This is a genomic window from Gordonia sp. (in: high G+C Gram-positive bacteria), from assembly GCF_047606305.1.
In the GTDB taxonomy this organism is placed as follows: Bacteria; Actinomycetota; Actinomycetes; order Mycobacteriales; family Mycobacteriaceae; genus Gordonia.
In genome coordinates this window covers 1-13,050 of sequence record NZ_JASGER010000043.1, presented here as the reverse complement: position 1 = coordinate 13,050, position 13,050 = coordinate 1, and the positions used below count along the sequence as shown (strand labels likewise).

The following is a 13,050-nucleotide window of genomic DNA, read 5'->3' as shown; positions in this document are numbered from 1 at the left end:
CGTGCGGGGGTGGGTGGTCAGCGCAGTGATCCGATGCCGAGCGATCCGTCCACGGTCGCCGGCTCCTGCCCGTCGACGTCGGCGGGCGACGCATCCGCGACGGTCTCGTCCTCGCCCTGCGGCGGGGGAGGCAGCTCGTCGAGGAACTCGACCGGCGGCGCGAAGTACTGGCTGCCGGTGACCGCGGTGGTGAAGTCCAGGAGACGGTCGGTGTTGCCGGGCGGGTCGCCGAGGAACATGTTCTCCAGCATCCGCTCGGTGATCTCCGGCGACGCCGAGTAGGCGATGAAGAACGTGCCGCGATCACCCTCGGCCGAGCCGTAGGGCATGTTGTCGCGCAGGATCTCCAACTCGTTGCCCTCGTCGTCGGTGATGACGTTGAGCGCGATGTGCGAATTCGACGGCTTCACGTCGTCGTCCATCTCGATGTTGTCGGCCTTGGTGCGGCCGATCGCACGCTCCTGGTCCTCGGTCGAGAGCGCCGACCAGCGCGCCATGTCGTGGACGTAGCGCTGGACCGCGACATAGCTGCCGCCCTGCAGGCTCTCGTCGTCGTCGACGACGGTGATCGCGTCGACGGCATCTTGGCCGACGGGGTTCTCGGTGCCGTCGACGAAGCCGATGAGGTCGCGCAGGTCGAAGTAGCGGAAGCCGTGCACCTCGTCGACGACCGTCACGTTGTCGCCGAACGCGTCGGTGACCTTGGTGGCGACCTCGTAGCAGAGGCCGGCGGTGTCGGACTTCAGGTGGACGAGCAGGTCGCCCGGGGTCGACGGTGCCGTGTGCGGTCCGCGCAGCTCCTTGAACGGGTGCAGCAGGGCCGGTCGGGGACCGGAGACGAGTCGGTCCCACGCCTGCGAACCGATCGCGAGGATGCCCACGAGGTTGGCCGCGGGGTCGCGTGAGGACACGGATCGGACGGTGCCCGAGAAGCCCTCGATGACGTCGCGGACCTCGGTGACGTTCGCGCCGGCGTTGAGCGTCAGCACGAGGAAAATCGCGTGCTGATGCTTGCGGGTGATGATCATCTGCGGCTCGGCCACGATTCTCCACGCTAGTGGAACCACCGGCCGCCCGCCCGTGTCATGGGCGAAACGGTGACGGACGTAACTCGCTTAGGCGAGCTTTGGTTTTCGCAGGTCAGGCTGGGTCGGCCCGGCTCACGACCGGTCCTGCGCGGCGATCTTGGCGGCGACTGATTCCCGCGCCTCGCGGATACCGGCCGTATATCCCGGATCAGCGTCGTCGAGGGCGAAGTCGAACTCGCGACTCTTGTCGAGGTGGCCCAGCGCCTGCCCGAACTCTCCTCGGCGCCGATAGCCGTCGGCCAGGTTGAGATGCAACGACGGCAGGAACCCGACGACCGACAGGGAGGGGTGGATTGCCTGCAGCTCGGCGTCCGAGACGTGCGCGGATTCGGCGAGCGACCGTTCGTCCCACGCGACCTCGGCGTCGAGGTCGTCCTGGGCATCGGCGATGTAGTGCGCGGCGATACACCGCGCCGCGTGATCGGAGGGGGCGAGAGCGCCCCACAGCGCGTCGAGCTTCGTCTTCCGGTCGGCGGGGGCCGCCGTCATCGCCGCTCCGAGTTCACCGATGAGGTTCTCCATGCGCAGAACCGTAGCGGCGACCACCGACACTCAGGCGTTGCGCGCCGCGGCCCGACCCGCCGCACGGCCGGAGAAGATGCAGCCGCCGAGGAAGGTGCCCTCCAGCGCGTTGTAGCCGTGGACGCCGCCGCCGCCGAAACCGGCGACCTCGCCGGCGGCGTACAGCCCGGCGACCGGCTTGCCGTCGGCGTTCATCACCTGCGAGTCGAGGTTGGTCTGGATTCCGCCGAGGGTCTTGCGGGTAAGGATGTTCAGCCGGACCGCGATCATCGGGCCGTGCTTGGGGTCGGTCAGCTTGTGCGGCTTGGCCACGCGCACGACCTTGTCGCCCAGGTATTGGCGGGCATTGGTCATCGCCATCAGCTGGGCGTCCTTGGAGAACTTGTTGTCCAGCTGGGCGTCGCGGGCCGACACCACCCGCTCGACCTGGGTGAGGTCGAGCGCCGGGCCGCGGCTGATCGCGTTCATCTTGGTCACGAGCTCGGCCAGGCTGCCGGCGGTGACGAAGTCCTCGCCGTGCTCGAGGAAGGCCTTGATCGGACCGGGCGCACCCTTGGCCAGGCGGCTCTTCGCGGTCACCTTCAGGTCCTTCTCGGTGATGTCGGGGTTCTGCTCGGACCCGGAGAGCGCGAACTCCTTCTCGACGATCGACTGCGTGAGGATGAACCACGAGTAGTCGTATCCGGTGGCCAGGATCGCCTTCATCGTCGCGTTGGTGTCGAAGCCCGGGAAGTTCGGCGGGGCCAGCCGCTCACCGTTGGCGTCCAGCCACAGCGACGACGGGCCGGGGATGATGCGGATCGCGTGGTCGGGCCAGATCGGGTCCCAGTTGTGGATGCCCTCGGTGTAGTGCCACATGCGGTCGCGGTTCACCAGGTTCGCGCCGGCGGCCTCGGCGATGCCGAGCATGCGGCCGTCGACGTAGGCGGGCACGCCGGCGATCATGTGCTTCGGCACCGGGCCGAGCCGGTCGACGGGCCAGTTGGCGCGGACCAGTTCGTGGTTGTGGCCGATGCCGCCGGTCGTGACGATCGTCTGCGGCGCGCGGAACTCGAAGTCGCCGGTCACCTCGCGCGACGTTTCGACGCCCCGCTGGGCGTCGGTCGATTCGAGCACCGACCCCCGCACCCCGACGACCGCGCCCTTCTCGACGATCAGGTCGTCGACGCGGTGCCGGAAGGCGAAGCGCACCAAGCCGCGGCGCTCGGCGTCGAGCACCGGCTCGTTGAAGACGCGCACCACCTCGGGGCCGGTGCCCCAGGTGAGGTGGAAGCGGGGCACCGAGTTGCCGTGGCCGTCGGCGAACCCGCCGCCGCGCTCGGCCCAGCCCACGACCGGGGTGATGCGCAGCCCGAGGTCGTGCAGGTAGGACCGCTTCTCGGTGGCGGCGAAATGCACGTACGCGCGCGCCCACTGGCGGCCCCAGTAGTCCTCGTCGTCGCGGTCGAAGCCGGCCGAGCCCATCCAGTCGGTGAGGGCGAGTTCCTCGGAGTCGTGGATGCCCAGGCGCCGCTGTTCGGGGGTGTCGACCATGAACAGCCCGCCGAGCGACCAGAACGCCTGGCCGCCGAGGTTGTTGCGGTTTTCCTGGTCGACGACCAGGACCTTCTTGCCGGCTTTGGTCAGTTCGTAGGTGGCGACGAGGCCGGCCAGGCCCGAGCCGACGACGATCGCATCCGCGGGGAAGTCCGAGTGGGAACCCATGGGTGCCGAGCGTAGTGGGAATCCCGGCACCAGGACAGGCCGTCGGGCATGCTGTACGCCATGAAACGGATTGTCACCAGCGGATGGCTGTGGTGGTTCCTCAGCCTCGCCGTGTTCGTCCTGGCCGTGCTCGTCTTCCTGCTCCAGGTGACCCCGACCCCGGGCGCCGTGCTGACGCGCCAGGTGTTCGACAAGGGCGGCGCCGCGATGCACGAGCGCAACGCGCAATTCGCCGACAAGAACGTGCGGGTCACCGGCAACGTCTCCTACGTCGGGAAGGAGTCGCCGGTCGCGGGCAAGTACCCGGCGGACACGATGCTCGACGTCTACCGCGCCCACGGTGCGACGGGATCGGCGCCGACGGTCGTGTGGATCCACGGCGGCGGCTGGCTGTCGGGCGACAAGACGGACATGGCGCACTACCTGAGCCGGATCGCCGGTGCGGGCTTCACGGTGGTGTCGCTGAACTACTCCCTGGCCCCCGACCGTCGATACCCGCTGGCGGTCGAGCAGCTGAACGAGGGCCTGCGCTTCCTCGTCGACCACGCCGCCGAGTACGGCATCGACCCCGACCGCCTGGTCCTGGCCGGCGACTCGGCGGGCGCCAACCTCGCGTCGCAGCTGTCGGCGATCGTCACCAACCCGGCGTTCGCGCAGCAGGTCGGCGTGACGCCGGGCATCGGACCGCAGCGACTGCGCGGGGCGCTGCTCAACTGCGGCGTCTACGACGCGTACACGCTCGGACCGTCGGACCACCCGCACAGCACGATCGCGCGGATCTTCAGCTGGGGCGTGGACAACACGCTGTGGGCCTACACCGGGCAGCGCGACTCACCGTCGACGGGCCGCGACCAGATGTCGACGATCCGCCACATCACCGCGCAGTACCCGCCGACGTGGATCAGCGGCGGCAACGCCGATGCCCTCACCCCGACGCAGAGCATCCCGTTCGCCGCGGCCCTGCGGGACAAGGGTGTCGACGTCTCGACGCTGATCTACGACAAGTCCGAGCCCGCCCAGCTGCAGCACGAGTTCCAGTTCGAACTCGGGACGCCGCAGGGGCAGCGGGCCCTGCAGGAGTCGATCGACTTCCTGCGCCGGGTCACCGGCTAGGGCACGCTCGGCGAAAATCTGGGCACGCTCGGCGAGATTCTGGGCACGGTCGCTGAGATTCTGGGCACGCTCGGCGGAAAGCTGGGCGATCAGTACTCGTAGAAGCCGCGGCCGGACTTGCGGCCGTAGTAGCCGGCGTCGACCATGCGGCGCAGCAGGACCGGCGGCGCGTACTGCGGCTCGCTGAACTCGGCGTAAAGGCTCTCCGCGATCGGCAGGCAGACGTCCAGTCCGACGGTGTCGGCCAGGCGCAGCGGTCCCATCGGGTGGCCGCAGCCGTTCACCATGCCCTCGTCGATGTCCTCGGCGCTGGCGAAACCGGTCTCGTACATGCGGATCGCGCTCAGCAGGTACGGCACCAGCAGCGCGTTGACGATGAAGCCGGCCTGGTCCTTGGACTCGATGGTCTTCTTGCCGAGCGTCTCCGAGGCGTACTTCTTGACCTTCGCGACGACGGCGGGGTCGACCTTGAGCGTGGTGACGATCTCGACGAGGTTCATCACCGGCACCGGGTTGAAGAAGTGCATGCCCAGCACGCGCTGGGGGTGCTTGGTGGCATTCGCCAGGCGGATCACCGGGATCGACGAGGTGTTGGTCGCCAGGACGGCGTCCTCGCGGATGATCGCGTCGAGCTTGTGGAAGTACTCCAGCTTCAACGACTCGATCTCCGGCATCGCCTCGATCACCAGGTCGGAGTCGGCGAAGGAGTCGATGTCGGTGGTCACCGTGATGCGGTCCAGCGCAGCCTTGGAGTCCTCCTCGCTCAGCTTGCCGGACTTCACGCCGCGGGCCAGGCTCTTGGCGATCCGCTCGCGGGCGGCGTCTACGGCCTCCTCGCGCTCGAGCACGCGCACCGTCGAACCGGCCTTCGCGGCCACCTCGGCGATACCCGCCCCCATCGTGCCGCCGCCGATAACTCCGACCTTCTTCATCAACACCGCTCCTGATCGAGTCGAGGCCCGCGTCGTCGCGCGGGCGTGGTTCCCGCTTGATCCAACCGCACCCGGCCCGCGACTCCAAGACGAGACCCGTTCGATGGGGCCGGTGGTGCCGCTGTTGTTGGAGTGGCACTGTGCCTAATCTGTGACAGATCCGATGTGGGTTGAATACCCCCACGTCATAGGGTTGACGGATGCACGTCGCACCGCCGCCGGGGAGCCCGGCGATCCGCGACCTTTTGCCCGCTCGTTATCTAGCCGTTACACTTGTCGGCGACCGGAGTCACGTCGTCCGAAACGACGGGACGCCCGCGCAATTCCAGAAGACGAAGCAGCCCACCGCCCACGAGGTGCGGGCTGTCCAATCAAAGGACTATTACGAATGTTGACTCGAGCAAGCTCGCGGCTGATCGCCGGAGCCATGACGCTGATGGTCGGCGCCGGCCTTGCCACGGCCGTCACCGCACCGGACGCGGACGCCCGCCGGGCGACCGACCGCGTCTACTCGCGCGCCATGCACAAGTCGATCCCGGTGTACGTCGTGCCGGCCAACCGGCCCAACGCCCCGACGATCTACCTGCTCGACGGCCTGCGTGCCCCGAACAACGACACCGGCTGGTTGATCAACACCAACGTCGCCCGCTTCATGCGCGGCAAGGGTGTCAACCTGGTGCTCCCGTTCGGCGGTGCCGGCAGCTTCTACACCAACTGGGAGCGTCGCGACCCGAAGCTGGGCCTCAACCGGTGGGAAACCTTCCTCACCCGTGAGCTCCCGCGCTACATGAAGAAGAAGTACAGCTCGGACAACCGACGCAACGCCATCGGCGGTCTGTCGATGTCGGGCACCTCGGCGCTGAACCTCGCGTCGCGCCACCCGAACTTCTACCGCTCGGTCGCTTCCTACAGCGGCTACCCGACGGTCACGATGCCGGGCTTCACCCAGGGCATCCAGACCTCGGTCGCCCAGGTCGGCGGCGACGCCAACAACATGTGGGGCGTGTACCCCGGCGGCCAGTGGTTCGCCAACGACCCGTTCCTGTCGGCGGGCAACCTGGCCGGCCACTACGTGTACGTGTCCTCGGGCACCGGCATCACCAGCAAGTACGACACGGCGATCAACCCGGGCAGTCCGAACTTCGACCCGATGCGCTTCGTGCAGATGGTGCCGCTGGAGACCGCCGCGTCGATCAGCAGCCAGATGTACATCACCCGCGTCTCCACCGTGGGCGCGCGCCTGACCACCCACATCTCGCCCGACGGCGGACACTGGTGGGACTACTGGCAGCGTCGCTTCAAGGAGTCGTACTACAAGACCTTCCGCCCGTCCTTCTACGGTGGCGGCAGCGGGGTCAACAACTTCGGCACCGGCAGCATGGGCAGCAGCTAGTCCGAGAGACCGATGAAACCCGGGGTCACCGCAAACGCGGTGGCCCCGGGTTTCTTTTCGCCCTCCACGCGGAAGGCTTCCCGGGTCGATGAGTTAGGCAACCCAAAACCGATATTTTGTGCCCCCTACCTGCGGAAATACGGCTAATCCATCTGTTGCGACCCGGCTGAGGGACTATTACCGTCGAGCGCATGTTTGCTGCTCTGGTGCTCAGCTTCGGCGTCGTGTTCGTCGCCGAACTCGGCGACCGTTCGCAGCTGATGGCGATGATGTTCGCGATGCGCTACCGGTCCTGGTTGGTCATCGCCGCCATCGCGACGGCCACCGCGCTCATCCACCTCGTGTCGGTCGCGGTCGGCCATTTCCTCGGCGCCTCCATCCCGACGCACCTCGCCGCCGTGGTCGCGGGCCTGGCGATGATCGTCTTCGCGCTGTGGACCATCCGCGGCGACACCATCGACCCGGGGCCGATGCGCCCGGCGCGCCTGGGACCGTCGGCCTTCCTGGCGGTGACCGGCGCGTTCTTCCTGGCCGAGCTCGGCGACAAGACGATGTTCACGACCATCGCCCTGGCCACCAACAACAACTGGTTCGGCGTGTGGATCGGGTCGACCCTCGGCATGGTCGCCGCCGACGCACTGGCGATCCTCCTGGGCGCGGCCCTGGCCAAGAACCTGCCGCCGACGGTGATCAGCCGCGGCGCGGCGACGTTGTTCTTCGCCTTCGGCGGGTGGCTGCTCTACGAGGGGCTCCGCGACGCGAGCCCCGCTCTGATCGTCGGCACGCTGGTGCTGACCGCCGCGATTCTGGCGGCCGGCGTCGTGGTCATCCGCCGCGAACACGCCCGCCGGGCGGCGGTGGCGCGACGGCATGCGGCCGAGCGGTCGTCGGCCGGCGACGAGCCGGAGCTGACCCGGCGCTAGCGGCCCTCGCCCGGCTGGGGCGGGTCCTCGTGGTCGGCGACGTACTGGCCGTGCTGGTTGTAGTGCCAGTGGGCCTCGTCATCGACCGGCACGGCCGTGGTCGGCGCATTCGGGTCGACCGGCGGTTGGTCGCCGAGCGGCGGATACGTCGACGGGAACTGGGTGGTCGGTGCCGCCGGATCGGCGACGATGATCGGCACGCTTCCGGTGGTCGTCACGCCGGTGGACGCACCCGGCGCCTCCTCTGGGCGCCACGGGGACTCCTCGCGCCAGGCGGGCGCCGGCCGGTCGTCGGGGACCTCGCCCATCGCGGGCTCGACGGTGGTCGGGGTGTCGTCGGGACCGGCGTCCTTCTTCGAGCCGCGGGTCAGGTAGGTGCCGAGCGCCCACAGCAGCAGCAGGACCGCGCCGACACCGCCGAGGATCAGCGGCAGCAGGTCCTGGCCGAAGCGCAGCTGGTTCATGTACTTCTGCGCCCGGGCCGCCTGCTCCTTGGAGGTCTCGGGACTCCACTGGAACGTCCCCTGCAGCGCGGGCATGGTGAACTCGCGCACCGGCCCCGGCACGTCCTCGGTCTGGTCGGGGGACTTGAAGTACTGCTTCTGGTCCTCGCGGCCGTCGACGATCGTCCCGGTCTTGGGCTCGACCCACACGTGCCGCGTCGACGAGGCGTAGCGGTGCATCGCGATCTTGTCGCCGGGCTTGACGCCCTTGCCGCTGATGCCCCACCAGCGCGCCGGCATCGTCAACATCGTGCCGAGCGCGGCGTTGCCCTGCGGGGTCTCCAGCGTCGACAGGTCGGTCTCGGGCACCTCGGTGACGAAGTGGTAGGTCTTCACCCCGTCGATCGTCTTCTCGTCGACGAACTTGGCGCGGGTGTCCTGGCGGGTCGTCAGGTCGTAGTAGAGGTAGTCGCGCTTCTTGACGTTGAACCCGAACTTGTACTGGAAGCCCTCGCGCTTGGCTACGACGGACACGTCGCCGGGCTTGCCGCCGTCGGGGGTCGCCTCGGTCTGGATCGAGTTCACCGCACCGTTGGGCACCGACGTCCGGCGGTTGACCGAAACCCGGTCGATGGTCGCGTTCAGCAGGGCGTCGCCGCAGGTGCGCTCCTCGCCGCCCTTGGCCATCGTCGGATCGGACTCTTTGCCGTCGGCGCGGATCCGGTCGATGCGGACGGTCTGCGCGGACTGGACCGTCGCCTGGCGCCGGTCGGAGGGCTCGACGATCCGGGAGCGCCGCTGCTGGGTCAGGTGGGCCTGCAGGGTCTTGGCCTCTTTGCCGCGGATCGAGCAGCGGTCGAAGATCGTTGCCGGGAAGCGGTTGCCGGCCTGTCCGTCGGCGGGGACCGTCGTCGCGACGCTGGTGATGTCCAGGTCGAGCGGCACGACGCGCAGCTGCGGGACGAGGAACAGTTTCGTCCCGACGGCCGCGGTGAGGCAGGCGAAACCGAGGAATGCCAGCGCGCCCAGGACGAAACGTTTCATGGCGTCCACCTTAACGGGCGCGGCCCGACGGGGGCCTTAGCCTTCGGCGGCCTTGTCGGCACGACGATCCCGCTCGGCCTCCTTCATGATCGACGACATGTAGCCGAAGATCTGCGGGTCGGCCATCGCCTTCCAACGCGGGGCGAGCAGCTTCATGTACTTCTCGACGTAGAGCAGCTGCTTGCCGACGAGCACCAGTTCGCGCGGCAGCCGGGCGTCGTGGGCCTTGGCGACCGCCGCCATCTGACGGCCGAGGTCGGTGTAGGACATCTCGCCGAGCTCGGTGCTCGTCATCGGCATCGCGACCTGCTTGATGTCCGCGCCGCCCTTGGTCGTCGACCCGGGCTTGTGCACCGCCCCGAGCAGGAAGATCCCGCGGCCCGCCGATTCGTAGTCCTTGCGCACGATCAAGTCGTAGACGAGCTGGCGCAGGATCCGCCGGGTGCGTGGGGTGAAGCGGCCGACGATGCCGAAGTCGAGCAGGACCAGCTTCCCGTCCTCGTCGACGAGGACGTTGCCGGCGTGCAGGTCGCCGTGGAACAGGCCGCCGTGGAAGGCGGACTCCATCAGCGAGAGGAACAGGGTGCGGCACAGCGCGACGCCGTCGTGCCCGGCGGCCTTCACGGCCGCGGCGTCGTCGATGCGAGTCGCGTAGATGCGCTCCATCGTCATCACGCGCGGGGTCGTGTAGTCGTCGTAGACGGTCGGCACGCGCACCTGGTCGCCGAAGTCGCTGGACTGCAGGCAGGCAAACCACTCGCGCATCGCGGCCGCCTCGTTGCGGAAGTCGAGCTCCTCGTCGAGCCCGTTGGCGAAGTCCTCGACGACGTGGCGGGCCGAGAGCATGCGACCGTATTCGCTGATCTCGATCAGGCCGGCGGCCCGCTCGAGGATGGCCACGTCGGGGGCGAGGCGGTCGCCGATGCCGGGCCGCTGGATCTTGACGACGACGTCGGTGCCGTCGTGCAGCGTGGCGGTGTGGACCTGCGCGATCGAGGCCGAGGCGATCGGCGTCGGGTCGAACTCGGCGAAGACCTCGTCGGGTCGCTTGCCGAACTCCTCCTTGAACAGCGCGGCGATGGCCTTCGGGTCGGCCGGCGCCACGTCGTCCAGGAGGGACTCGAACTCGGCCGACATCTCCTCGGTGAAGACGCCGGGGCTCGAGGCGATCAGCTGGCCCAGCTTCACGTAGGTCGGGCCGAGGCCCTCGAAGGTGTTGCGGACCTCGTGGGCGATGTCGCGCCGCGACGGTTTGCGGCCTGCCGCGGCTCCGAGGGCGGCCTTGGTCGCGAAGCGGCCGACGCCGGCTGCGGCGGCCAAGCCGGTGACACCGGCGCGGCCCAGCTCGTGCAGCGGGTTGACCGTCGGCAAGGTGGCGCGCACCTTCTTCGGGGCATCGCGCCGCGGGTTGGGTCGTCCTGCACTCATGGCGCTCGATTCTACCGAGCACCCGCGCTGACCTCGAATCCGTGCGGTGGGGCCTAGGTCCCACCGAGTCGAATCCCCCTCGCTTTCCTCGACCGCCCGTATGCTGCGGCCATGACCCCGCCATTCCGGTATGCCGACGTCCGCGGCGCGCGGCTCGCCTACAACTCGACGGGGACCGGCTCGCCGGTCATCTGGGCGCACGGCATGAACTCGGCGGCCTACACCCAGGAAAGCGCCGGGCAGTTCGACTGGCGGCCGGTGTCGGCCGAGCACCGGTTGATCCGCTACGACGCCCGCGGGCACGGCCGCTCCAGCGGTGGCACCGATCCGCTCGAGTACACCTGGTACGAGTTGGGACAAGACCTGTTGGGCCTCATCGAGGCCGTGCAGCCGCCGGTGGGGCCGCGCGTCGATGCGATGGGGTCGTCGATGGGGTCGGCGACGATCCTGAGCGCGGTGCTGACCCGGCGCGACCGTTTCCGTCGCCTGGTGCTGTGCAACCCGCCGACGTTCTGGGAGACCCGCCGGCCGACCAACGGCGTGCGCATGGGGTCGGCGCAGCTGGTGCAGGACGAGGGGATCGCCGCGCTGGCGAAACTCAGCGTCGACGTTCCGGCCTCGCCCGCACTCGCCGACGGCAAGCGCAACATCACACCGATCATGTGCACCCGCGAGGTGCTGCCCGCGGTGTTCCGCGGCGCCGCGCAGACCGACCTGCCGCCGCGCGATCAGCTCGCCACGATCATCCAGCCGACGCTGATCCTCAGCTGGACCGGCGACCCGACGCATCCCGTTTCGTCGGGGGAGATCCTCGCCGAGGCGCTTCCGAACGCGGAGCTCCACGTCGCCGACACCCCCACCGACCACGCCACGTGGGGACAGCTCGCCGCCGACTTCCTCCGCTGACCCCGCCGAGTGGGCGGTAATTCTCGCCGAGTGGGCGGTGAATCTCGCCGAGTGGGCGGTCGTCGGCGGAGAGAGTAGAGTTTTCGATTATCAGTCGAAAACTACCGGGAGGCGCCCCGATGCGCAGTGCCGACCTTGTCGTGGTGGGAGCCGGCGTCGCCGGGCTCACCGCCGCCCTCCGCGCGGCCCGCGCCGGCCTGCGCGTCGTCGTGCTCAACAAGGGGTCGGGGGCGGACTCCGGTGAGGTCGAACGCCCGACGTCGACGTTCTACGCGCAGGGCGGCATCGCCGTCGTGCTGCCCGACAATCCCGAGGACTCGGTGCCGTTGCACGTGTCCGACACCCTGGCCGCCGGCGCCGGGCTCGTCGCGCCCGGTCCCACCGAGACCATCGTCGCCGACGGCTGGACGGCCGTTTCCGCACTGATCGACGACGGTGCGCGGTTCGACCGCGACGCCGACGGCCGACTGCTGCGCACCCGCGAGGGCGGACACAGCGTGCGCCGCATCATCCACGCCGGCGGTGACGCGACCGGCGCCCAGGTGCAGCGCAGCCTCGAGCGCGCGACCAACGAGGCGATGTCCGACGGCCTCGACCTCGAGTGCCTGAACCATGCGTCGGCCACCGAGATCCTCATCGACGACGGGGCCGTCGCCGGGGTCGCCTACTTGATCGACGACGGCTCATCGGCGCAGACGACCGGCGTGCTCGCTGCCCCGACCGTCCTGCTCGCGACCGGCGGTGCCGGCCACCTCTACGCCGCGACCACCAATCCCGGCGGCGCCACCGGCGACGGCATCGCGCTCGCCCTGCGCGCCGGGGCACGGGTCGCCGACGTCGAGTTCATCCAGTTCCACCCGACGATGCTGTACGTCGCCGGTGCGCGCGGACGGCGCTCGCTGGTCAGCGAGGCGCTGCGCGGGGAGGGTGCCCGGCTCGTCGACGCCGACGGAAACCCGGTCACCGAGGGCGTGCACCCGATGGGCGATCTCGCCCCGCGCGACGTCGTGGCGCGGGCCGTCGAGGCGGCGATCGAGCGCACCGGCGCCGACTGCGCCTACCTCGACATCAACGGCATGGACGACTTCGCCGGCCGCTTCCCGACCGTCCGCGCCGGGATCGAGGCCGCGGGCGTCGACATCGCCGACGGGCTGATCCCCATCGTCCCCGGCGCCCACTACTTCTGCGGCGGGGTCGTCACCGACGAGTCCGGTCGCACCGACATCCCCGGCCTGCTCGCCGCCGGCGAGACCGCGCGCACCGGGCTGCACGGCGCCAACCGACTGGCGTCGAACAGCCTTCTCGAGGGACTCGTCATGGGTGGGCGGGCGGCCGACGAGGCCATCGCCCGCCGTGCGACGACCCCCGTCGAGCATGTGCCCGACCCCGCGCCCGCCGCCCGTCGGATCCTGCCGCGCGAGCAGTTGCAGGACCTTATGTCCCGCCGCGTCGCCCTGCGCCGCGACGAGGAGGGCCTGCGCGCCGTCGCGGCCGAGCTCGCGGCCGCCCCGGTGCAGGACCTGCGCGCTCGTCGCGACCACGAGGACGCGGCGC

11 protein-coding genes are annotated in these 13,050 nt (G+C 69.6%); 5 read left to right on the top strand and 6 right to left on the bottom strand.

Annotation, left to right across the window (positions count from 1 at the left end):
- Nucleotides 1-17: 17 nt before the first annotated feature.
- From QM634_RS06355 to QM634_RS06345, 3 genes are all read right to left on the bottom strand, one after another.
- Nucleotides 18-1,043 (bottom strand): Dyp-type peroxidase, encoded by a 1,026-nt coding sequence (locus QM634_RS06355; protein ID WP_415041929.1) that lies wholly within the window; start codon nt 1,041-1,043, stop codon nt 18-20.
- A 117-nt stretch (nt 1,044-1,160) separates the two neighbouring features.
- Nucleotides 1,161-1,610 (bottom strand): hypothetical protein, encoded by a 450-nt coding sequence (locus QM634_RS06350; protein ID WP_415041928.1) that lies wholly within the window; start codon nt 1,608-1,610, stop codon nt 1,161-1,163.
- 30 nt (nt 1,611-1,640) lie between these two features.
- Nucleotides 1,641-3,314, bottom strand: coding sequence for an FAD-binding dehydrogenase (locus QM634_RS06345; RefSeq protein WP_415041927.1), 1,674 nt, complete (start codon nt 3,312-3,314; stop codon nt 1,641-1,643).
- Nucleotides 3,315-3,374: 60 nt separating this feature from the next.
- Here QM634_RS06345 and QM634_RS06340 point away from each other — a divergent pair, with 60 nt between their 5' ends.
- Nucleotides 3,375-4,427, top strand: coding sequence for an alpha/beta hydrolase (locus tag QM634_RS06340; RefSeq protein ID WP_415041926.1), 1,053 nt, complete (start codon nt 3,375-3,377; stop codon nt 4,425-4,427).
- A gap of 89 nt (nt 4,428-4,516) precedes the next feature.
- Here the strand turns inward: QM634_RS06340 and QM634_RS06335 are convergent, their stop codons facing one another.
- Nucleotides 4,517-5,359 carry a 3-hydroxybutyryl-CoA dehydrogenase gene (locus QM634_RS06335; RefSeq protein ID WP_415041925.1) on the bottom strand — a complete coding sequence of 281 codons (843 nt, stop codon included), beginning with the start codon at nt 5,357-5,359 and terminating at the stop codon, nt 4,517-4,519.
- A 388-nt stretch (nt 5,360-5,747) separates the two neighbouring features.
- Here QM634_RS06335 and QM634_RS06330 point away from each other — a divergent pair, with 388 nt between their 5' ends.
- Both QM634_RS06330 and QM634_RS06325 read left to right on the top strand, forming a co-directional pair.
- Complete coding sequence (locus QM634_RS06330; RefSeq protein ID WP_415041924.1) at nt 5,748-6,752, top strand: alpha/beta hydrolase; 1,005 nt, start codon at nt 5,748-5,750, stop codon at nt 6,750-6,752.
- A gap of 191 nt (nt 6,753-6,943) precedes the next feature.
- Nucleotides 6,944-7,675 carry a TMEM165/GDT1 family protein gene (locus QM634_RS06325; protein ID WP_415041923.1) on the top strand — a complete coding sequence of 244 codons (732 nt, stop codon included), beginning with the start codon at nt 6,944-6,946 and terminating at the stop codon, nt 7,673-7,675.
- Here QM634_RS06325 and QM634_RS06320 read toward each other — a convergent pair.
- Nucleotides 7,672-9,162, bottom strand: a complete 1,491-nt coding sequence (locus tag QM634_RS06320) for a DUF3068 domain-containing protein (RefSeq protein WP_415041922.1) — start codon at nt 9,160-9,162, stop codon at nt 7,672-7,674. The genes QM634_RS06325 and QM634_RS06320 overlap by 4 nt on opposite strands.
- A 36-nt stretch (nt 9,163-9,198) precedes the next feature.
- Entirely contained in the window at nt 9,199-10,590 is a 1,392-nt protein-coding gene (locus QM634_RS06315; RefSeq protein ID WP_415041921.1) for an ABC1 kinase family protein, read from the bottom strand.
- Between the two features lie 111 nt (nt 10,591-10,701).
- On the opposite strand from QM634_RS06315, the gene QM634_RS06310 reads away from it, so the two are divergent.
- Together QM634_RS06310 and nadB are read left to right on the top strand one after the other, a co-directional pair.
- Nucleotides 10,702-11,496: an alpha/beta fold hydrolase gene (locus tag QM634_RS06310; RefSeq protein WP_415041920.1), complete on the top strand. Its 795-nt coding sequence runs from the start codon at nt 10,702-10,704 to the stop codon at nt 11,494-11,496.
- Nucleotides 11,497-11,615: 119 nt separating this feature from the next.
- Nucleotides 11,616-13,050: L-aspartate oxidase (gene nadB, locus QM634_RS06305; RefSeq protein WP_415041919.1), on the top strand; the 1,435-nt coding region annotated here is incomplete at its 3' end.

Coding starts and splice junctions, on each gene's coding strand:
- QM634_RS06335 (WP_415041925.1), bottom strand. CDS start 5,359: ATGAAGAAGGTCGGAGTTATCGGCGGCGGCACGATGGGGGCGGGTATC.
- QM634_RS06325 (WP_415041923.1), top strand. CDS start 6,944: ATGTTTGCTGCTCTGGTGCTCAGCTTCGGCGTCGTGTTCGTCGCCGAA.
- QM634_RS06350 (WP_415041928.1), bottom strand. CDS start 1,610: ATGGAGAACCTCATCGGTGAACTCGGAGCGGCGATGACGGCGGCCCCC.
- QM634_RS06330 (WP_415041924.1), top strand. CDS start 5,748: ATGTTGACTCGAGCAAGCTCGCGGCTGATCGCCGGAGCCATGACGCTG.
- QM634_RS06315 (WP_415041921.1), bottom strand. CDS start 10,590: ATGAGTGCAGGACGACCCAACCCGCGGCGCGATGCCCCGAAGAAGGTG.
- QM634_RS06320 (WP_415041922.1), bottom strand. CDS start 9,162: ATGAAACGTTTCGTCCTGGGCGCGCTGGCATTCCTCGGTTTCGCCTGC.
- QM634_RS06340 (WP_415041926.1), top strand. CDS start 3,375: ATGAAACGGATTGTCACCAGCGGATGGCTGTGGTGGTTCCTCAGCCTC.
- QM634_RS06310 (WP_415041920.1), top strand. CDS start 10,702: ATGACCCCGCCATTCCGGTATGCCGACGTCCGCGGCGCGCGGCTCGCC.
- QM634_RS06345 (WP_415041927.1), bottom strand. CDS start 3,314: ATGGGTTCCCACTCGGACTTCCCCGCGGATGCGATCGTCGTCGGCTCG.